16 protein-coding genes and 2 pseudogenes are annotated in these 19413 nt (G+C 70.8%); 8 read left to right on the top strand and 10 right to left on the bottom strand.

The features are described from left to right. Positions 1–3: 3 nt before the first annotated feature. Positions 4–1518 carry a zinc ribbon domain-containing protein gene (locus tag ACZ45E_RS02825; protein WP_468215613.1) on the top strand — a complete coding sequence of 505 codons (1515 nt, stop codon included), beginning with the start codon at positions 4–6 and terminating at the stop codon, positions 1516–1518. A gap of 89 nt (positions 1519–1607) precedes the next feature. Here ACZ45E_RS02825 and ACZ45E_RS02820 read toward each other — a convergent pair whose 3' ends face one another. From ACZ45E_RS02820 to ACZ45E_RS02805, 4 genes are all read right to left on the bottom strand, one after another. After that, on the bottom strand, positions 1608–1991 hold the full coding sequence (locus tag ACZ45E_RS02820; protein ID WP_468215611.1) for a hypothetical protein: 384 nt from the start codon (positions 1989–1991) through the stop codon (positions 1608–1610). Between the two features lie 80 nt (positions 1992–2071). Then, positions 2072–4615, bottom strand: coding sequence for a discoidin domain-containing protein (locus tag ACZ45E_RS02815; RefSeq protein ID WP_468215609.1), 2544 nt, complete (start codon positions 4613–4615; stop codon positions 2072–2074). A gap of 186 nt (positions 4616–4801) precedes the next feature. Then, positions 4802–5359 (bottom strand): SUKH-4 family immunity protein, encoded by a 558-nt coding sequence (locus ACZ45E_RS02810; protein ID WP_468215607.1) that lies wholly within the window; start codon positions 5357–5359, stop codon positions 4802–4804. A 20-nt stretch (positions 5360–5379) separates the two neighbouring features. After that, positions 5380–6972: a WXG100-like domain-containing protein gene (locus ACZ45E_RS02805; RefSeq protein ID WP_468215604.1), complete on the bottom strand. Its 1593-nt coding sequence runs from the start codon at positions 6970–6972 to the stop codon at positions 5380–5382. Positions 6973–7114: 142 nt separating this feature from the next. Between ACZ45E_RS02805 and ACZ45E_RS02800 the strand changes: the two genes are divergently transcribed. Beyond that, positions 7115–7276, top strand: coding sequence for a hypothetical protein (locus tag ACZ45E_RS02800; protein WP_468215602.1), 162 nt, complete (start codon positions 7115–7117; stop codon positions 7274–7276). Positions 7277–7292: 16 nt separating this feature from the next. Here ACZ45E_RS02800 and ACZ45E_RS02795 read toward each other — a convergent pair. Next, positions 7293–8393, bottom strand: a pseudogene (locus ACZ45E_RS02795) (pectate lyase family protein); the annotation flags it as partial. Positions 8394–8494: 101 nt separating this feature from the next. After that, entirely contained in the window at positions 8495–8986 is a 492-nt protein-coding gene (locus ACZ45E_RS02790; protein WP_468215600.1) for an FBP domain-containing protein, read from the bottom strand. A 76-nt stretch (positions 8987–9062) separates the two neighbouring features. Here ACZ45E_RS02790 and ACZ45E_RS02785 point away from each other — a divergent pair, with 76 nt between their 5' ends. The 4 genes from ACZ45E_RS02785 (at position 9063) to ACZ45E_RS02770 (ending at position 13716) form a co-directional block, all read left to right on the top strand. Next, positions 9063–9638 (top strand): TetR/AcrR family transcriptional regulator, encoded by a 576-nt coding sequence (locus tag ACZ45E_RS02785; RefSeq protein WP_468215598.1) that lies wholly within the window; start codon positions 9063–9065, stop codon positions 9636–9638. A gap of 84 nt (positions 9639–9722) precedes the next feature. Beyond that, positions 9723–10901 carry an SGNH/GDSL hydrolase family protein gene (locus tag ACZ45E_RS02780; protein ID WP_468215595.1) on the top strand — a complete coding sequence of 393 codons (1179 nt, stop codon included), beginning with the start codon at positions 9723–9725 and terminating at the stop codon, positions 10899–10901. Between the two features lie 72 nt (positions 10902–10973). Then, positions 10974–12425 (top strand): glyceraldehyde-3-phosphate dehydrogenase, encoded by a 1452-nt coding sequence (locus tag ACZ45E_RS02775; protein WP_468215592.1) that lies wholly within the window; start codon positions 10974–10976, stop codon positions 12423–12425. Positions 12426–12771: 346 nt separating this feature from the next. Further along, the gene (locus tag ACZ45E_RS02770) at positions 12772–13716 is read left to right on the top strand and encodes a TauD/TfdA dioxygenase family protein (protein ID WP_468215590.1); all 945 of its coding nucleotides are present in this window, start codon (positions 12772–12774) and stop codon (positions 13714–13716) included. Between the two features lie 60 nt (positions 13717–13776). On the opposite strand, the gene ACZ45E_RS02765 is transcribed toward ACZ45E_RS02770, so the two are convergent. From ACZ45E_RS02765 to ACZ45E_RS02750, 4 genes are all read right to left on the bottom strand, one after another. Continuing rightward, entirely contained in the window at positions 13777–14265 is a 489-nt protein-coding gene (locus tag ACZ45E_RS02765; RefSeq protein ID WP_468215588.1) for a thioesterase family protein, read from the bottom strand. Beyond that, on the bottom strand, positions 14262–15260 hold the full coding sequence (locus ACZ45E_RS02760) for a 3-hydroxyacyl-CoA dehydrogenase NAD-binding domain-containing protein (protein ID WP_468215586.1): 999 nt from the start codon (positions 15258–15260) through the stop codon (positions 14262–14264). The genes ACZ45E_RS02765 and ACZ45E_RS02760 overlap by 4 nt, the downstream gene beginning before the upstream one ends. Further along, entirely contained in the window at positions 15260–16156 is an 897-nt protein-coding gene (locus tag ACZ45E_RS02755; protein ID WP_468215584.1) for a beta-keto acid cleavage family enzyme, read from the bottom strand. Before ACZ45E_RS02755 ends, ACZ45E_RS02760 begins: the two co-directional genes overlap by 1 nt. A 198-nt stretch (positions 16157–16354) precedes the next feature. Next, entirely contained in the window at positions 16355–17206 is an 852-nt protein-coding gene (locus ACZ45E_RS02750; protein WP_468215582.1) for a TetR/AcrR family transcriptional regulator, read from the bottom strand. A gap of 164 nt (positions 17207–17370) precedes the next feature. On the opposite strand from ACZ45E_RS02750, the pseudogene ACZ45E_RS02745 reads away from it, so the two are divergent. After that, positions 17371–17871 (top strand): annotated as a pseudogene (locus ACZ45E_RS02745) (hypothetical protein); the annotation flags it as partial. A gap of 69 nt (positions 17872–17940) precedes the next feature. Further along, entirely contained in the window at positions 17941–19359 is a 1419-nt protein-coding gene (locus tag ACZ45E_RS02740) for a protein O-GlcNAcase (RefSeq protein ID WP_468216041.1), read from the top strand. The last annotated feature ends 54 nt before the right edge of the window (positions 19360–19413 follow it).

Here is a 19413-nt window from a genome sequence, read left to right as displayed (position 1 = left end):
CTGATGCGCGAGTGCCCTGCCTGCGGGGCGTCCAACGGGGAGACGGACGACTTCTGCGGCAACTGCGGCAGCTATCTGGGCTGGTCCGACGAGGAAGCTTCGCGCCGGTCGCCCCGGACACCCGCCGCCGACCCGGACCCGGGCCCGGAGCCGGACCCGGCCCCCGCCACGACGGCCGCCCCTACCGAACCGCCTGGCCCGGAACCGACCGTGCGGCCGAGCCGGGGAGCGGGTGCGGAGGCGGAGGCGGAGGCGGGTGCCGAGGGATCCGGCCGCGGACCGTCGGCTGCCGGAGGGCCGGCGGCCGGGCGGCCGCACGGCGAAGGGCCGCTCGGCCTGCCGTCACCGACGAGTGGCGACTCCGCGCCCGCGACCCTGCCGCCCGCCGCCGCCCGCGCGGCCGCGCCGTCCCGCACCCCGGACAGCGCGCCGCGGCCCGCGACCCCGCCGGACTCGCGAACCGGCGCCGCCACAGGCACCGGCACCGGGCGCCCGCCCCAAGGCCCCTCGGACGCGGCGGGCACCGACACCGCCCCGCCGTCCGCCGTGCCGTCCGCACCGCCCTCCGTCCGCCGGACGGACGCCGCCTCGCGGCCCGGCCCGACGCCAGGCACCCTCCCCGGCCCCGCCCCCGCACAGGAGGCGACGGACAGCGCGCCCCCGGCCCCCGCCGCACCCGTACGGCCGCAGGCCCCGGCTCCCACGGCTCCGGTACGGCCGCAGGTCCCGCCCCGCGCGCCCGCGCCGCAGCCGGTGAAGCCGGCCAAGGCGGCCGCCCCGCGCCCGGCGGCCCGGGCCGCCCGCGCGGACGAGGACACGTCCGGTGTGCCGTGCCCGGTCTGCGGTACGCCGAACCAGCCGGGCCGTCGCTTCTGCCGCCGGTGCGCGGCGCCGCTGACCGCGCCCGTCGCAGCCGCCCGGCTGCCGTGGTGGCGGACGGTGTGGCCGTTCCGGCGGCGGACCCGGGCCGGCTCGGGCCGTATGGTCCGGCTGCTGGTCGTCCTCGGCGTCGTCCTGGCGCTGTGCGTCGGCGCTCTCCTCCTGCTCCCCGCGGGGCGCCATCTGATCGAGGACACGCGGGACAAGCTCGGCAAGGCCAAGGCGGTGACCCCGTCGGGCGTCACCGCCACCGCCCAGTTGCCCGGTCATCCCGCGGCCGACAGCACCGACGGCCTGAGCAACCGGTACTGGGCCGTGCCCGGTCCAGGGGCCTCGGTCACGTACACGTTCGGCACACCGTTCCGGCTGGTCGACCTGATCGTCACCAACGGCGCCTCGAAGTCGGCCGAGGAGTACGCGCGCCAGGCCCGTGCGCTGCGTATCGACGCCGAGATGACGACGCGGGACGGCGACGTGCACCGGGAACAGTTCACCTTGAGCGACAAGCCGGGCCCGCAGACGTTGCAGGCCGGCATCAGCGACGTCACGACGATCCGTCTGACGCTCAACGCCCCCGCCGGGCTGACGAAGGGGCGCGGCATCGCCCTCGCGGAGGTGGAGTTCTTCCAGCGCGCCTGAGCGAAGTCACCGCGGACGAAGGGGAGGGGCACCGGTCCGGCCCATGACGGCCGAGAGCGATGCCCCTTCCCACCCACGAGCGTCCGGGATCAACGCCCGTGCACAGTAAGGGCTTTGTCCGGGCGCGCCCTCCGGGTCAGCAGCAGAGCGCCTCCGATCGCGGCCCCTGCCGCTCCTGCGGCCAGGAAGCCGTGGGAGGAGCGCCAGGAGAGCACCGACCACCGCGAGTGCGCCGAGAACAAGGACCCCGTACTCAGCCACGACCCGGTCGAGATCAGCGACAGGGAAGAACCGATCGAGCCTGCCGACAGGGCACTTCCGATCGAGCCGACCGACAGGGCCGAACCGACGGACCCCACGGACAGCACCGAACCTACCGAGCCGATCGACAGTACGGAGTCCCGCGACCACAAGGACAGCACCGAACCAGAGCAGGGGCGACGGACCGACGACCGTACCGGCAGCTTTGTCATGGGGCCATTCTGCCCGCCGGACGCCCTGTCCTGATCCCCTTGAGGTGCCGCGGAACGTCGCGGGCCGGGCCCGCGCGCGGTCACCCCACGCTGACCGTCCGGGCCTTGCTCGGTACCCCGGCCGAGTCGAGCGCGAACAGCAGATAGCTGCCGGGCAGCGCCACCCCCGGATCGGAGGGGACGGTGAGGGTGTACGACGTCGCGCTGTCCCGGGTGAAGGTGAGCGGCACGCGCCGCTGGTCGTTGTCCGTGGAGTGGGTCGCCGCTCCCGCCCGGACCAGGGCGAACGAGGTGACCGCCGAGTCCGTGGTCACCGGAACGGTCGCCCCGTCGGCCACGTGGGCGGGCACGGTGCCCGTGATGACCGGGCGGGTGCGCTCGGTGCCGTCGGCGTTGAGCAGGTAGGGCGGTGTGAAGACGGCCCCGTCGGCGTGGTTGGTGGCGCAGTCGCCGCACAGACCGCATTCTCCGGAGAAGATGCGTCCGTCGGGCAGCAGGTTGGCCACGCTGTGGTAGTTGCGCGGCACGGCCATGCTCGCCATGCGGGTGAACCGGCCTGTCGCCGGGTCCCAGATCTCCGGTGTGAGCGAGGAGGTCGCGTCGCTGAACGGCACGGGGTAGGACTGCCCGCCGAACACGGCGACCTTGCCGTCCGGCATGACCACGCTGTTGCTGAAGGAGCGCGCGAAGTCCATGTCGCCGGTGCGCGCGGCCACCGGGGTACCGCCCCCGTTGAGGTCGACCGTGTAGGCGCGCCGGGTGGCCGTAGTGTTCTCGTACGCGGTCGCACCTCCCAGGGTGAGGAGTTTGCCGATGTCGTAGGCGACGGCGTTGCCGTTCATGGCGTCCGCGCTGTCGGCGCGTGTTCCGGCGGCGGTGACGGAGCCGTCTCCCTGGGTGGAGATCCAGTTCATCTGCTTGCTCGGTCCCAGCTGGAGGACCCGGCCGCCCGAAGTCGCGTGCAGCCACTGGTGGTTGTCGGCGCGGTAGGGGCCCGCCGGGTCGGCTGTCATGGTGGTGGTCACCGGTACGCCGGGCAGCCCCCGCCAGGTGCCGGTGGCCGGCGACCAGACCTCGCCGTCCTTGCCGCCCTGGCCGCCGCTCCAGGAGCCGCCGAGGACGAAGGCGTCGCCGTTGGAGAGCAGGGTCATGGCCTGGTAGCCACGGGCGATGTTCATGTCGGCGGTGGCTGTCCAGGTGTCGGTCGCCGGATCGTAGAGGCTGGCCCGTTCGGCGTTGCTGCCGCCGGTGACCAGCACCCGGCCATCCTTCAGGACCGCGATGCCGGGGCAGAACATGTCGTGCCGGGTGTTGTCGACGCGCCGTTGTGTGACGGTCCCGGTGCCGAGATCCATGATCGCGGTCTGTGTGTAGCCGTTGCTGCCCCCGAAGCGGTCGACGCCGTACGCGGACCAGGCGAGCAACTTGTTGTTCGGCAACAAGGCGGTGGCCACGGGCACCAGCGGGAATCCGGTGACCCGGCCCCAGGAGCCGGCGGTCGCCGGGTTCGCCGGGGTGCTGAGCCGGATCTCCGCCGCCGAGGACCACGGCCCGCGCCCGCCCGCCTCGGTGGTCGCCGTCAGGCGTACGTAACGCGCGCTGACGGTGCGGGAGAAGGTGGCCCCCTTGACGGTGTCGTCGTCCTTCCAGGTGCCGCTCGCGACGGGCGCCCCGAACGTGGCGCCGTCCGTGCTGGTCGTGACGGTGTAGGCGCCGACGCGGCCGTTGGTGCCCGACCTGCGTGGCTGGTAGGTGAGGGCCGAGACGTCGCGGGCGCTCTTCAGGTCGAGGGTGATGCTGTGCGGCAGGGGCAGCGCGGTGCCGGAGTAACGGCTGTGCCAGATGGTGTCCGGATCGCCGTCGAGGACGTTGGCGGCGACGCCCGCCGAGCCGCCCGCCTCCTCGTCGCTCGCCGTCGCGGTCCACCCCGTCCGCTCCAGGTCGACCACGGAGGCGGGCGATCCGGGATCACCGAGGAGGTTGATCTCGGCCGCCGACGACCAGGGGCCGCGGTTGCCCGCCTCGCTGGTGGCGGTGAGCCGCACATAGCGGGCGCCCTGCGCGGCGAAGCTTAGGGTCTTGGCGGTCGCGTCGTCGCCGAGGGTGCCGGAGGCGACGGCCGCACCCCAACTCGTACCGTTGGCGCTCAGCTGGATGACGTAGGAACCGACCCTGCCGTTGGCGCTGTTGGTGCGCGGCTGGTAGACGAGTGCGGATACGACAGCGGTACGGTGCATGTCGACGGTGAGGGTGTGCGGGAGTGGCGTGGCGGTGCCGCTCCACTTGCTGTGCCAGATGGTGGCGGCGTTGCCGTCGAGCACGTTCACGGCGCGCCCGTCCTCGGACGCCGTCTCCGCGTCGCTCGCGGACACGGTCCAGCCGTCCCGCGGGAGTACGGGAGCGGACGGCTCCATGGCGTCGGCCGGCACCACCGTCTCGTGCGGCGCTGCCATCGGGTGCCGGGGGTCGGGAGCCCCGGCGAGCCCGGAGCCGATGCTCGCGGTGGCCAGGCCGCCGCCGGTCAGCGGAAGCAGCGCGGCGATGACGGCGGCGAGCGCGAGGGCTATGAGGCCGGTGGATCTGAGTCTGCCGTGCGGGACGTGCTTGAGCAGACGGGTCAGCATGATGGTCCCCCCAGAGGTGCGCGACAGGCGCGCAGATGAGGGCATGACCATGCCAATGGGGCGATGCAGTGTAAAGGGCGTTCGCACGACAATCGGCCGCGTCGGGTGGTGCGGGACCACGGCGTTGCCGGGGTCCGCGGCGGCGCCGTGTTCGGAGCCGCCCGGTCCGTGCGCGAGGAGCGCCGGTCACCACATCTCGTCCTCCAGCTCCTGGAGCGACAGGTTCCACTGGGAGTCCTCGTCGGCGAAAGGCGTGGGGTCGAACTCTCCGACCACCCGCCTGAACCGCTCGGCCAGCTCCTCGGGCTCGAACGCCTCGTTCTCGTGGTCGACCTCGAGCTTGCGGAACTCGATCAGCGCGAAAAGGAAGGATTCGACATCCCGGTGCAGCAGAATGTATCCCTCTTCCCCCTCCGGGAACGCGTACACCTTCCCGGACTGCGGGTCGAATGCGATGAGCGACGTGAAAAGATTGCCCAGCATCCACCACGATCGACTCTCCTGGGGGCAGGGAAAGCCATAATGGTCGAAGCGGCTCCCCAGCGCCACGGGATCGAACCCCGGGGCGTAAGGGTCCTCCGGGTCGATGCGCGAGGAGAAGACATCGGAGTGCGGCAGGCCCACCAGAGCGAGCAGGCTGCCTGCGTTCGGTTCGACATTCGCAGTCGCGTACTGCGGAAAGAAGACCACGTCTTCCAGACCGTAGGCTTCAATCATTCCTGTCGGCGTCACAGAGAAGTTCACGGGCACATCCTACAACAGGCTCAGAGACTGAGAATCGACTTCAAATTCTTTACATAGGCGGCGTGTTCTTTGTTCGTCGTCTTTCCATTCGCGTCGTAATAGTCTGCCGCATGGGTGACCTGTAGGTTGTCGCTGAAGTGGTAGCTGAGCCATCGCGCGCAGACCGGGTTCTTCTGGCAGGGCTCACGTGAGCTGAAGACTTCCGTCAGGCCGTCCTGGAGTCCGGCATGGATCAGTGGACGGCCGATCATCCGCTCGGAGTGGCCGAGTTTGTTGCTGTAGCCGACGAGGACGGATTCACGGCCCTCCCTGTCGAAGTACCGGCCGGCGGCGTAGTTGGTTCCCTTGGTGTCGCCGCGGGATTTGCGGGCCGCATGGGTGGCCTCCGCGAGGTCGTAGCCATAGGGGGAGACCTTCTTCGACACGACACGCTTTTTGTGCTCGCTGTCGGCGTGAAAGTCGGCCTTCTCCTTGTCCGTCTTCGGGATGTAGAAGGAACCGTCCGGCCTCGCGATCCCATCGAGCCGTAGCCGGTCGTGATCGTCCAGTTTTCCCGTACTGCCGTCCGGATGAATGCGCTGTATCGTTCCGTCGGCGTGCAGCAGATAAGTCCGCTGTTCCGCATCGGCGCCTTTTTTGGTTTCGATGTGGTTGACCTTGTCGCGGACATCGTGGTCTTTGTTCTTGTGCAGCTTGGATGCGGCCTTGACCCGGTCGGGGACGGTCTCGGCAACATGTTTCGAAATCTTGGAGAGCGCCTTTTCCGAGCCATTGAGGGCACCGTGCAGCACACTGTCGAAGGCCTGGGTGAACGGGTCCTTGCCCTTGCTCCGGCCGAAGGCGGCCTTCGCCTTCGTCAGATGCGTGGTGGCATTGAGGTGCAGTTCCTTGCCGTGCGTGGTGACCTTCCCCGCGCCGTCCTCGAATTCGAAGTGGTCGATATGCGTGACCTTGGCCCCCGACCCGCTGACGCCGCTGGCCGAGGCGAGGTGCAGGCCGCCGTGACCGCCCTTGCCGTCTCCTCCGCCGGTCTGCGTGGTGAACGCGCCCTCGGCGAGGTCGAGGACCATGTCCTCGACCATCGTCTCCAGCTTGGCGTTGATCGGCTCGGTGATCTTGGCGAGAACCTCGTCGACGATCCGGTCCACGGCCTCGTCGATGATCCGCTTGACCACCTGCCGCATCGCCGTGACCTCGGCCGCGCCGATCAGCGCGGAGAGCCCGCCGGTGACGACCGCGAGCCCGGCCGAGATCCCCACCGAGGCCGCCATGACGCCGAGTTCGATCTCGGCCTTGGTCTTCATCCCGAAGATGATGTCCGCGAGCACGTCACACGCGTCGGCGAACAGCCGCGCCAGCTCGGGGAGTTTCTCCAGATGGCTCGCCTTGATCTGGTTCCAGTGCTTCTCCATCGAGTCGACGGCCCAGCCCTCGGACGACGACAGGATCCGCGAGAACGCCTTGTGTGCGTCGCCGCCGTGCCCCTCGAACTTGTCGGCGAAGTCCCGCATGGCGGTGGCCATTTCACGGTAGTCGTCCTCGTCGACGTTCGGGAAGTTGATCCCGATGAAGTCCAGGACATCGTCCAGCCAGCCCGGAATTGTGTAACCCATCCCCCGTGCATCCCTTCCCCGTCGAACTCACGATGCGCTGGTCAACTCTAACGATCAGCACCGCGGGCAGGGCAAGAGGAAAGCGGGGGCTATGGCACGACTGTGACGACGGCAGGGCATGCGGTCCGGCGAGGTCCGTGAGGTGCGCGTGGTGCGAGGCCGCGTCGGCTCCGACGCCGCGCCCGGCCGGGATCAACCGGCCGGGCCGCCCCGGCAGACGGTGATCACGGACGCGTCCCTGACCGAGGCCGCCGCGGAGGGGGCCCGGGCGGGCGGGGCCGAACTGTGCGTGGCGCGTCCGTGATCGGCCCGCGGTGTCAGCAGGTGCCGTCGGACACCTGAAGTCCCTTGCCCGCGCCCGCTGTCCGGCTGACGATGGACGGCACGCAGCTCGCCTTGTCGAGCGTGTAGGAGTACGGGACCGAGACGGTGGTCGTGGACTTCATGGCGGCGCCCGCCGGGTTGTTCTCGTCCCCGGGCGCGGACCAGGTCACGTTGTCGAGGACGTTGCCGCTGGTCTGCCAGTAGCCGGCCTCGTCGGTGTAGAAGGTGCCGAGGACGTCCTTGGAGTTCTTGAAGTAGTTGTTCTCCACCTTGGCCTTGGCACCGGCCCGCGAGTTGATGCCGGACTCGTTCAGGCTCACGTACGAGTTGTTGTAGATGTGGGCCGTGCCGCCGCGCAGCAGGGGCGCGCGCGAGTCGAGGTTCTCGTACAGGTTGTGGTGGAAGCTGACGAAGCCGTTGGACAGGTCGCTCTCGCTGGAGCCGATCAGGCCGCCGCGGCCCGAGTTGCGCAGCGTGCTGTACGAGAGGGTCACGTACTGCGTGTTGTTCTTCATGTCGAAGAGCCCGTCGAAGCCCTCCGACTCGCCGCCGGAGGCCGCCAGGGAGACGTGGTCCACCCAGACGTTGCGGACGTCCTTCTCCATGCCGATGGCGTCGCCGCCGTTGGACGTGGGGGAGCCGGACTTCTTGACGTTCTTGACCGTCACGTTCTGGATGATGATGTTTCTCGACTCGCGGATGTGGATGCCGAGTTGGTCGAAGACGGCACCGCTGCCGACGCCGACGATGGTGACGTTGCTGATCTGCTTCAGCTCGATCACGCCGGCCGCGGTGTTACAGCTGTCGCCGGAGACCTTCGTGGTGTTGCCGTGGTTGATCGTGCCCTCGACCTGAATGGTGATCGGGGTGTCGTCGGCGGCCCGGCCGCACAGGGCCTGGTGGATCTGGGTGCCGGTGGTGGCGCGTACGGTCTGCCCGCCCGCGCCGCCCGTCGTCCCCCCGTTCTGACTGGCGTAACCGGTGGCGCCGGCCGCCGCAGCGGACGCCTCGGGCATCGACAGCGCCACACCGGCCCCGCCGGCGAGGGCCGCCGCGGTCAGCGTCGCGGAGAGTCGCAGCGCTATGGGTCGTCTCATCCTGGTCTCCCGGATCGTCTCGTCGCGTCCCGGCAGGCGCCGGTCCAGCCCCTAGTGGTCGCGACGAGACGATGGGTTGCCGGGTCGGCGCGGCGAATGGTTCACGCGGTGACTTTCGCGAGGAACGTGGCGACGTTGGCCAGAGTCCGCTCGATCTTCTCCTCGGTCGTGAGCGTCTCGTGCAGCCGCGCGCCGATACCCGCGTCCTTCTTGCCCCGCACATAGAGCGAGCAGGCGAGGTCGCTGCACATGTACGCGCCCACCGAGTTGCCCTGCTTCCCGGCCTTGCCCGCCTTCGGCGCGACCAGCAGGGAGACACCGCCGGTGTGCGTGGTCACGCACATCGAGCACATGCTGCGCCGGGTCTGCCACGACGCGGCGTGCGAGGAGCGCAGCGCGATCCCCTGGAGGCGGCCGTCGACCTCGGCGACGAGGTACGCGCGGTCGGGGGCCTGCGGGTCCCGCCAGCCGAAGAAGTCCAGGTCGTCCCAGGGGCGGTCGGCCAGATCGTGCGGGACGTTCATCCGCGTCGCCTCGCCCTTGGTGCAGTTCACGAAAGCGGAGCGGATCTCCCGCTCGGTCAGTGGCTTCATAACAGCGAGGCTAATTTGCCTAAAGGCTTTAGGCAAATGCATAATGCGTAAGGGACGACAGGGAGGACATACGGTCATGGTGCGTGTGGGACTGAACGCGGAGCGCCTGGCGAGGGCGGGCGCGGAGCTGGCCGACGAGGTGGGCTTCGAGCACGTCACCGTCTCGGCGCTGGCCCGCCGCTTCGACGTCAAGGTCGCGAGCCTGTACTCGCATGTGAAGAACTCGCACGACCTCAAGGTCCGCATCGCCCTGATCGCCCTGGAGGAGCTCGCCGACCGGGCCGCCGACGCGCTCGCCGGGCGCGCGGGCAAGGACGCCCTGACCGCCCTGGGCAACGTCTACCGGGACTACGCCCGCGAGCACCCCGGCCGCTATGCCGCGGCCCAGTTCCGCCTCGACCCCGAAGCGGCCGTCGCCAGCGCCGGCGTCCGGCACGCACAGATGACACGCGCCCTGCTGCGCGGCTACGACCTGACCGAGCCGGACCAGACGCACGCCGTCCGGCTCCTCGGCAGCGTCTTCCACGGCTACGTGAGTCTGGAGATGGGCGGCGGCTTCAGCCACAGCGCGCCCGACTCGGACGAGACGTGGGTCCGCACTCTCGAAGCGCTGGACGCCTTGTTGCGCAACTGGCCCGGGCGTGACGCGTGACCGACCCGGCAGACGCGTAATCCACCCCTTGATCGGCCTCCGCACCGCGGGGCGCCCGATCGACTCGATCAACAGGTTGAGGTCATGAACGCCGAGCACTCCTGGATCACCACCCCGCTGACCATCGCGCTGCTGCGCGGCGCGCTCGAGGTCGAGCGCACCGAACGCGGGCTGCTGCCGCACCGGTTGCCCGCCCGGGCGCGCGCCCAGAACGTCGACGGGCAGCTGGCCATGGCCGAGTCCCAGCCCTCCGGCGTGCGCCTCGCGTTCCGCACCCGCGCGACCGTCGTCGAACTGGACACCCTGCCGACCAAGCGCGCCTATGTGGGCGTGCCGGGCAGACCCGACGGGACGTACGACCTCCTGGTCGACGGCGCGCTCGTCAGGCAGGGCAGCGTGGCCGGCGGCCACACCCTGACCATCGACATGACCACCGGTACCTTCGAGCGGACCCTCGGCGCGCCCGGCACCGTGCGCTTCGCCGACCTCCCCGACGCCATGAAGGACGTCGAGATCTGGCTGCCGCACGACGAGACGACCGAACTCCTCGCCCTGCGCTCCGACGCCCCCGTCGAGCCCGCCGCGGACCGCGGCCGCCCGGTGTGGCTGCACCACGGCAGCTCCATCAGCCACGGCTCCGACGCCGCGAGCCCCTCGACCATCTGGCCCGCCCGCGCCGCGTCGCTGGCCGGTGCCGAGCTGATCAATATGGGGTTCGGTGGCAGCGCCATGCTGGACCCCTTCACCGCGCGGGCGATCCGGGACACCCCGGCCGACCTGATCAGCGTCAAGGTCGGCATCAACCTGGTCAACTACGACGCGATGCGGCTGCGCGCCTTCGGCCCGGCCGTGCACGGCTTCCTCGACACCATTCGCGAGGGGCACCCGACGGCGCCGCTCCTCGTCGTCTCGCCCATCCTGTGCCCGATCCACGAGGACACCCCGGGCCCCGCGGCCCCCGACCTCGGCACGCTCGCCGACGGGCAGCTCAAGTTCAGGGCGATGGGCGATCCGGCCGAACGCGCCTACGGCAAGCTCACGTTGACGGTGATCCGCGCGGAGCTGGAGCGGATCGTGGCGCGGCGCGCGGCCGACGACCCGCACCTGTACCACCTCGACGGCCGTGAGCTCTACGGCGAGGCCGACTTCGACGAGCTGCCGCTGCCCGACGACATTCACCCCGACGCGGCCGCCCACCGCCGGATGGGTGAACGCTTCGCGGACATCGCCTTCGGGGCGGACGGACCCTTCGCGAAGCGCTGATCCGGGGCCGCCGAAGCGGCGCTGAGCGGGCGGGTTAGCATATGAGCGCCGCCTAGCTCGAAAGAGACGCACGTGACTGTCAATGACGACTCGTTCACCAATTGGAAGCACCGCGAGGAGACCGCGGAGTCGATGATCCCGATCATCGGGAAGCTGCACCGGGAGCGGGACGTCAACGTCCTGCTGCACAGCCGCTCCTTGGTGAACAAGTCGGTGGTCAGCATTCTCAAGACCCACCGATTCGCCCGGCAGATAGCCGGCGCCGAGCTCTCGGTCACCGAGACGATGCCGTTCCTGCGCGCTCTCGGCGCGCTCGACCTGGGCCCCTCCCAGATCGACATCGGCATGCTCGCCACGACGTACCGCAGTGACGAACGCGGCCTCGGCATCGAGGAGTTCACCGCCGAGGCCGTCGCGGGCGCCATGGGCGCCGACCAGGTCGAGCGCGGCGCGGGACGCGACGTCGTCCTCTACGGCTTCGGCCGGATCGGCCGCCTCGTCGCCCGCCTGCTCATCGAGAAGGCCGGCTCCGGCAACGGCCTGCGGCTGCGGGCCGTCGTCGTCCGCGGCGGCGGCGAGGCCGACCTCGTCAAGCGCGCCTCGCTGCTGCGGCGCGACTCCATCCACGGCCCGTTCCAGGGCACGATCACCGTCGACGAGGCGAACAGCACCATCGTCGCCAACGGCAACGCCATCAAGGTGATCTACGCGAACGACCCGTCCGAGATCGACTACACCGCGTACGGGATCAAGGACGCCATCCTCATCGACAACACCGGCAAGTGGCGCGACCGGGAGGGCCTGACCGGGCACCTGCGCCCCGGTATCGACAAGGTCGTCCTGACCGCCCCCGGCAAGGGCGACGTGCCGAACATCGTGCACGGCGTCAACCACGACACGATCAAGCCGGACGAGCAGATCCTGTCCTGCGCGTCCTGCACGACCAACGCGATCGTGCCGCCGCTCAAGGCGATGGCCGACGAGTACGGGGTGCTCCGCGGGCACGTGGAGACCGTCCACTCGTTCACCAACGACCAGAACCTGCTGGACAATTACCACAAGGCCGACCGCCGCGGCCGCTCCGCGCCGCTCAACATGGTCATCACCGAGACCGGCGCCGCCTCGGCCGTCGCCAAGGCGCTGCCCGACCTGAAGGCACCGATCACCGGCAGCTCGATCCGCGTGCCGGTCCCGGACGTCTCCATCGCGATCCTCAGCCTGCGCCTCGGCCGCGAGACCACCCGCGAGGAGGTCCTCGACTACCTCCGCCAGGTCTCGCTGACCTCGCCGCTCAAGCGGCAGATCGACTTCATCAGCGCGCCCGACGCCGTCTCCAGCGACTTCATCGGCTCGCGCCACGCCTCGATCGTCGACGCCGGCGCCACCAAGGTCGACGGCGACAACGCGATCCTCTACCTCTGGTACGACAACGAGTTCGGCTACTCGTGCCAGGTGATCCGCGTCGTCCAGCACGTCTCCGGGGTGGAGTACCCCACCTTCCCGGTGCCGGTCCCGGTGGCCTGAACTCTCCCGACCGGCCAGGCCCGGTCCACTTCGAGGCCGTCCTCGCCGCGCGCGAGGGCGGCCTCCGCCGTTCCCGTGCGTCGGAGGAGACGAGGGCCACCTTGACCAGGTGATCTCCGACGGCGCAGGATGAGAGCATGTTCACGTATCGCGCCCACGCTTTCGGAACGGCCACCGCGCCGGACCGATGTGGTTGCGCGCGCAGCGGCTTGTAGCGGACCCCCGGTCCCTCGTCGCTTTTCTCCGTACGCCCTGTAGGCCCTCCCTGTCGTGGGCCGCGCCCGTACGGCTCACCCTCGCGTTCCCCACGACCGCGATCACCGCGCGCCTTTTTCGGAGAGTGCCCATGTCCGTGACGGAAATCTCGCCCTCGACCACCCCTCTGCTGCGCCCCGCCCGCATCCCCGCCGACGGCCTCTACGAAGGGCGGCGACTGCTGCGGCGCACCCCCGACGGATGGCGTGAGCGCCCGCACGAGCTGTTCGAGATCGTGCCGCAGGCGGCCACGATCGGCGCCGAGATCCGCGGCGTGGACCTCGCCGGGCCGCTCTCCGACGCGCTGCGCGAGGAGTTGAACCGGGCTCTGCTGGAGTGGAAGGTGCTCTTCTTCCGCGGGCAGCACCTGAGCAGCGAGCACCAGCGCGCGTTCGCCCGCAACTGGGGGGAGTTGGAGACCAACCCGCTGCTGGAGCGCGGTGACAGCGACGAGGTCGTGCGGTTCGACAAGAGCGCCTCCTCCACGCCGACCTTCGAGAACGTGTGGCACACCGACGTCACCTTCCGCGAGCGGCCCGCCATGGGCGCCGTGCTGCAACTGCGCGACGTCCCGCCGTTCGGGGGCGACACCATGTGGGCCGACATGGCGGCCGCGTACGACAACCTGCCGGACGACGTGCGGGCCCGGATCGACGGCGCCGTCGCCGAACACGACTTCCTGCCCGGCTTCCGGCGGTTCTACGGGCCCGAGCGGCTCGCGCGCTGGCAGGACGCGTTCCCGCCCGTCACCCACCCGGTCGTGCGCCGCCACCCGGAGACCGGGCGGCGGATGCTGTTCGTCAACGCCTCCTTCACCACCCGGATCGTCGGCCTGGAGCGGGCCGAGAGCGATCGGCTGCTGCGGCTGCTGTTCCAGCAGGCGCACCTGCCGGAGCTCCAGGTGCGGTTCCGCTGGCAGCCCGGCGACATCGCGTTCTGGGACAACCGGGCCACGCAGCACTACGCCGTGGCCGACTACGGCGACGCCCGACGGGTCGCCGAGCGGGTCGCCATCGCGGGGGACCGGCCCTACTGACGTCGCCGCCCGCCCTGCGGGTGCTCTGCGAGGGCGCCGAACGCGCCCTCGCACCCCGCCTCAGGCCACGGGGGCGATCGACCGTCCCGCCCACGTCGGCGGTTGCTCCGTGAGTGCCCGGAACCGCTCGCGGACCGCGTCCGGGAACTCGGCTGCCCTGCCCGCCTGTTGGTCGACGTGCACGGCCAGCAGCTCCGTCGTCGCCACCGGCGCTGCGTCCTGGTCCGGCTCGGCGGAGGCGTCCGGGACCACGTACATCTCGTGCGTGAAACGGGCCTTCTTCGCGGCCGCGCCCAACACCCGCGTCCGGATGGCCAGATGGGCGCCCTCGGGCACGTCGCGCAGATAGCGGATGTGCGACTCGACCGTGTAGAGGGAGCAGCCGGTCGACTCCCGGTAGCCCGGGTGCAGACCCGTCTCGGTCATCAGGGCGTCCGTGGCATGACCGAAGGCCAGCACGTAGAACGCCTCGCTCATATGGCCGTTGTAGTCGATCCACTCGGGGCGGACCGTGCGGTGCAGCAGGGGGATCGGCGTGGACCGGTTCATCGCGGGCCCGCCTCGCCGTGGAGGCGCCCCGTCGCGCGCAGGACGTCGATGACGCCCCGGTCGCGCTCGGCCACCAGGTCGGCGATGGTGCGGCCGTCCGCCGCCTCGTCGCAGCCGTCGACCACCGCGTCGTACAACGCCCGGTCCAGCTCGGGCGCTTCGAGGCGGGTCCACGGCGATTTCAGGGAGGGGCCGAAGTGGTCCAGCATGTGCGCCATGCCGCCCTCGCCACCGGCCAGCGCGAACGTCAGCATCGGTCCCATGACCGCCCACCGCAGTCCGGGGCCCTCGGTGATCGAGGCGTCGATGTCCCGGACCGTCGCCTCGCCGTTGGCGACCATGTGCAACGCCTCGCGCCACAGCGCCTCCTGGAGGCGGTTCGCGATGAAGCCGGGCACCTCGCGGTCCATGGTGATGACCGACTTGCCCGCCGCCTCGTAGAAACGGGAGGCCCATGCGACGGCCGCGGCGTCGGTGTGCTCGCCCCCGACGACCTCGACGAGCGGGATCAGGTACGGCGGGTTGAAGGGGTGCCCGACGACCAGCCGCGACGGGTCCGCGGCCGTCGTCTGCATGTCGGTCATCGGATAGCCGGACGTCGACGAGGCGATGACGACACCGGGCGGCGTGGCCGCGTCCAGGCGGGCCAGCAGATCGCGCTTGAGGTCGAGCTTCTCCGGCGCGCTCTCCTGCACGAATTGAGCCTCTGCTACCGCGAGTTCGAGCGTCGGGGTCACCGTGAGACGGTCGCGGGACGCGCCCTCGGCGAGGCCAAGCCGGGTCAGCGCGGGCCACGCCGCGTCGACGAGCCGGCGCAGTTTCGGTTCGGCGTCGGGCGCCGGGTCCCACGCCGTCACGTCGTATCCGCGGGCCAGGAAGTGGGCGACCCAGCCGCCGCCGATCACCCCGGCACCGACACAGGCGACCCGCCGGACGTCCTCGACGGGGGCGGGGGAGACGGGGGAGTTGGGAGAGGTTCGCGGTGTCGGTGTCATCAGTGGTTCGCCTTCCTCAGGCCGAGCAGCTCGCGGGCCTCGTCCGGGGTCGCGACGCGCGCGCCGATCGACTCGGTGATGGTCACGGCCCGCTCGACGAGCTGGGCGTTCGTCACCTTGTTGCCCTTGCCGAGATAGAGGTTGTCCTCCAGGCCGACGCGGACGTGACCACCCAGCAGGATGGACTGCGCCACCCACGGCATCTGCATCCGGCCGAGCGAGAAACTCGCCCAACGAGCCCCGTCGGGCAGCATGTTGACCATCGACTGAAGAACCCCGGGGTCGGCCGGGGCGCCCCATGGAATGCCCATGCACAGCTGGAAGACGGTCGGGTCGTCGAGCAGCCCCTCGGCGAGGAGCTGCTTGGCGAACCACAGCTGACCCGTGTCGAAGATCTCCAACTCGGGCCGCACGCCCAGCTGCTGGATGCGCCGGGCGCCCGCGCGCAGCATGTCGGGCGTGGAGACGTAGAGGTTCGAGCCGTCGCCGAAGTTGAGGGAGCCGCAGTCGAGCGTGCAGATGTCGGGGAGCAACTCCTCGACATGCGGGAGCCGTTCGAGACCGCCGACCAGGTCGGTACCGGGCAGGTGGGTCAGCGGGTCGTCCGGGTCGATGACGAGGTCACCGCCCATGCCCGCGGTGAGGTTGATGACGACGTCGACGCCGGTCGCCCTGACGCGCTCGACGACCTCCCGGTACAGCTTCGGGTCCCGGGACGGCGCACCGGTCTCCGGGTCGCGGACGTGGATGTGGACGACGGCCGCGCCCGCCTCGGCGGCCTGTACCGCGCTCCGGGCTATCTGCTCGGGGGTCACGGGGACGTGCGGGCTCTTGCGGACGGTGTCCCCGGCGCCGGTGAGGGCGCAGGTGATGATGACGTTCTCGGTGATGGGCATGTGGGGGGCCTCCCATGATTCGAGCTCCTGCGGCGTCGCGGCGTCGCAGGAGCGGGGCCGGGGCGGAGCCCCGGGGTTCGGCGGTGGAGCCAGTTCGGTCGTTCCGGACGTGGGGGCTGGGCTGCGCTGGACTGGGTTGGTCTGGGCTGGGCCGGTCTGTGACGGGCTGTGTTTGATCTGGGGTGTGGAGTCCGGCGCCTAGGGAGCCAGGACGGTGGCGCGGATGTGGGCCTCCAGCGCCGCGTGCATCGCGTCCGCGCCGGCGCCGGAGTCACCGGCCGACAGGACGTGCGTGGCCAGGCCGTCGATCAACGCGGTCAGGGTCAGGGCCGCCGCCTCCGGGTCGACCGACGGGCGGAACACGCCCTGGTCGACGCCTCTTCGCAGGACATCGGCGACGGTCTCCCGCCACTGCCGGTAGTACTCGGCGTGCAGCCGCCCCACCGTCGTGGAGCGCGCGGCCTCGGCCCACAGGTCGAGCCAGACCGCCCACTGGCGGCGCTGCTGTCCGGTGCGCGGCGTCTGCAGGGCGATGAGCTGGGTCAGCTCCGTCACCGCGTCGTCCGCCGAGGCGAGGCGGACGGCGCGGCGAGCGGTGTCCTCGTCCATGCACCAGCGCACCGCCGCCTCCAACAGGTCGGCCCGGCCGGGGAAGTGGTAGTGGATCGCGGCGGTGCTGGTGGCGCAGGCGCGGGCGATGTCGGCGACCCGCACCGCGTGGAATCCGTGCTCGGCGATCAGCCGGACCGTCTCCCGGACGATCTGCAGCGGACGGCCACCCTCCACCGGCGCGACGGCGGCCGGGGCCTGCTGCCGCGGCCGTGTCCCGAGCAGCAGGCCGGCGTCGATCTGTCCCTCGTCGGCGATCCGTGCCAGCTCGGCGGCGGTGAAGCGGCGGGTGCCGCTCAGCGACCGCGACAGCTTCGACGGGTCCATGACGATACGGCGCGCGAACTCGCGCTGGCTGACGCCCGCGGCCGCGATGACCTCACGGACGCGGGCGGCGGTGCCGGTGCCCGGGGCACCGCCGGGGGCGTCGTTGATTTCCACGGGGCCCGACCCTAACCACGTATTGAGAAGAACTCAACACTTGTCTCGCGGTAGGCCGTGTTGAGCTGCTCATTGCGTGTCTGACTGTCTCATCAGTCAGTCCCGCAACGCTCACCCCACCAGCCCCACCCACGCCCTCTTGTCGCGTCACCCGAGGCGCTTTAGTGTGCAGCCCACACAAGCGCTTTCCGCGAGTTGTTGGAGGCCTCCCGTATGCCCGCCGGAAGAACACTGAAGGCCAGTACCGCCGCGGTCCTGCTCCTCGCTGCGTCCCTGGGGGCGGCCCCGGCCGTCACCGCGGCCCCGGCGGCCACGGCCCGCCCGCTGCCCACCGTGTCGCCGACCCCGCAGCACATCGCCCGCGCGGGCGCCGACGTGCCGCTGGCCACCCGCGCCGAGCTCGTCGTCGACGCCGCCACCGACTCCGCCGCCCGGAACCTCGTCACCAAGCTCCTCAAGGACCACGGCGTACGCCGCCTCGACGTCCGGGCCAGGGCCTCCGGCCACGCGCCACTCACCGTCCTGCTCGGCCCCGCCACCCGCCCCGACCTCGCCCGCGCCCTGCGCGGCACCGACGTCCCCGACCACGCCGAGGGTACGCCCTGCGCGCGGCCCGGCACACCGTCGCGCTCGGCGGCACCGACGCCACCGGCCAGTTCTACGCGGCGCAGACCCTTCGGCAGCTCGTCAGCCGGCACTCCGTCGCCGGCGCCTCGGTCAGCGACTTCCCCTCGATGGGGCTGCGCGGCAGCATCGAGGGGTTCTACGGCCCGCCGTGGACCACCGAAGAGCGCCTCGACCAGATGGACTTCCTCGGCGAGGTCAAGTCCAACACGTACGTGTACGCGCCCAAGGACGACCCATACCACCGCGACAAGTGGCGCGACCCCTACCCCGCCGAGAAACTGACGGAGCTCGGCGCGCTCGTCGACCGGGCCGCCGCCAACCACGTCCGGTTCACCTTCGCCGTCTCGCCCGGCGGCTCCGTCTGCTATTCCGACCCCGCCGACGTCCAGGCCCTCACCGCCAAGCTCCAGTCCCTGTACGAACTGGGCGTGCGCTCCTTCTCCGTCCCGCTCGACGACATCAGCTACACGAAGTGGAACTGCGCCGCCGACCGGACGGAGTTCGGCGAGCCGGGCCGCGGACCCGCAGCTCAGGCCCAGGTCGGCCTCCTCAACGCCGTCCAGCAGGAGTTCATCGCCACCCACGACGGCGCCAACCCCCTCCAGATGGTGCCCACCGAGTACGGCGACCTCACCGACACCGCGTACAAGCAGGAGATCCGCGCACACCTCGACCCGGCCGTCGAGGTGATGTGGACCGGCACCGACGTCGTACCGCCCGAGATCACCGACTCGCAGGCGCGGCAAGCCTCCCAGCTGTTCGGGCGGAAGGTGTTCGTCTGGGACAACTACCCGGTCAACGACTTCGGGCAGACCGCGGGACGCCTCCTTCTCGCCCCGTACGACAAACGCGAGCCGGGTCTCTCCGACCACCTCAGCGGGCTCGTCTCCAACCCGATGAACCAGGAAGCGGCCAGCAAGCTCGCCGTCTTCACCATGTCCGACTTCTCCTGGAACGACCGCGGCTACGACCGCACCCGCTCGGCCCGTCGGTCGGCCCTGCACCTCGCGGGCGGCGACGCACGCGTCGCGGACGCCGTGCAGGTCTTCGTCGACCTGAACCACATGGCACCCACGTTCGGCGCCCACCCATGGCAGCCCCAATCACCGCTTTTCAGCGCCCAGTTGGCCGCCTTCTGGACAAGGTACGAGTCCGATCCGCGCGCCGCGATCCGCGCCTTCGCTCCGGTGGCCGACACGATCGCCCGCACCCCGGCCGTACTCCGCGCCGGCGTCCCCGACCGGCAGTTCCTGCACGACGCCGACCGCTGGCTCACCGCCACCGGGCACTGGGGTGAGGCGCTGCGCCAGGGACTCGCGGCGCTGCGCGCGATCGACGCCCACGACGCGAACGGCGCGGCGACCGCCCGCAAGGCCATGGACGCCGCGGCCGACACCGCCGCGCACATCACCGTCGACCCGGCCGAACACCACCAGCTCGGCCCCGTGAAGATCGCAGACCCCTACCTCCAGGAGTTCATCACGAAGGTCGACGCACTCCACGACGCCGCGACGCAAGAGCCCTGAGCCGACGCGTCGCGCCCCCTGTGAGTGCGCTGTAGGAAGCCGCAACTACCGCCC

Source organism: Streptomyces sp. NPDC030991 (genome assembly GCF_055571235.1).
The sequence above is the reverse complement of the archived record's forward strand: the minus strand, read 5'-3'. Positions and strand labels throughout refer to the sequence as shown.

Coding starts and splice junctions, on each gene's coding strand:
- ACZ45E_RS02780 (WP_468215595.1), top strand. CDS start 9,723: ATGAACGCCGAGCACTCCTGGATCACCACCCCGCTGACCATCGCGCTG.
- ACZ45E_RS02765 (WP_468215588.1), bottom strand. CDS start 14,265: ATGAACCGGTCCACGCCGATCCCCCTGCTGCACCGCACGGTCCGCCCC.
- ACZ45E_RS02815 (WP_468215609.1), bottom strand. CDS start 4,615: ATGCTGACCCGTCTGCTCAAGCACGTCCCGCACGGCAGACTCAGATCC.
- ACZ45E_RS02825 (WP_468215613.1), top strand. CDS start 4: ATGCGCGAGTGCCCTGCCTGCGGGGCGTCCAACGGGGAGACGGACGAC.
- ACZ45E_RS02755 (WP_468215584.1), bottom strand. CDS start 16,156: ATGCCCATCACCGAGAACGTCATCATCACCTGCGCCCTCACCGGCGCC.
- ACZ45E_RS02740 (WP_468216041.1), top strand. CDS start 17,941: ATGGGGCTGCGCGGCAGCATCGAGGGGTTCTACGGCCCGCCGTGGACC.
- ACZ45E_RS02805 (WP_468215604.1), bottom strand. CDS start 6,972: ATGGGTTACACAATTCCGGGCTGGCTGGACGATGTCCTGGACTTCATC.
- ACZ45E_RS02790 (WP_468215600.1), bottom strand. CDS start 8,986: ATGAAGCCACTGACCGAGCGGGAGATCCGCTCCGCTTTCGTGAACTGC.
- ACZ45E_RS02820 (WP_468215611.1), bottom strand. CDS start 1,991: ATGACAAAGCTGCCGGTACGGTCGTCGGTCCGTCGCCCCTGCTCTGGT.
- ACZ45E_RS02760 (WP_468215586.1), bottom strand. CDS start 15,260: ATGACACCGACACCGCGAACCTCTCCCAACTCCCCCGTCTCCCCCGCC.
- ACZ45E_RS02770 (WP_468215590.1), top strand. CDS start 12,772: ATGTCCGTGACGGAAATCTCGCCCTCGACCACCCCTCTGCTGCGCCCC.
- ACZ45E_RS02785 (WP_468215598.1), top strand. CDS start 9,063: ATGGTGCGTGTGGGACTGAACGCGGAGCGCCTGGCGAGGGCGGGCGCG.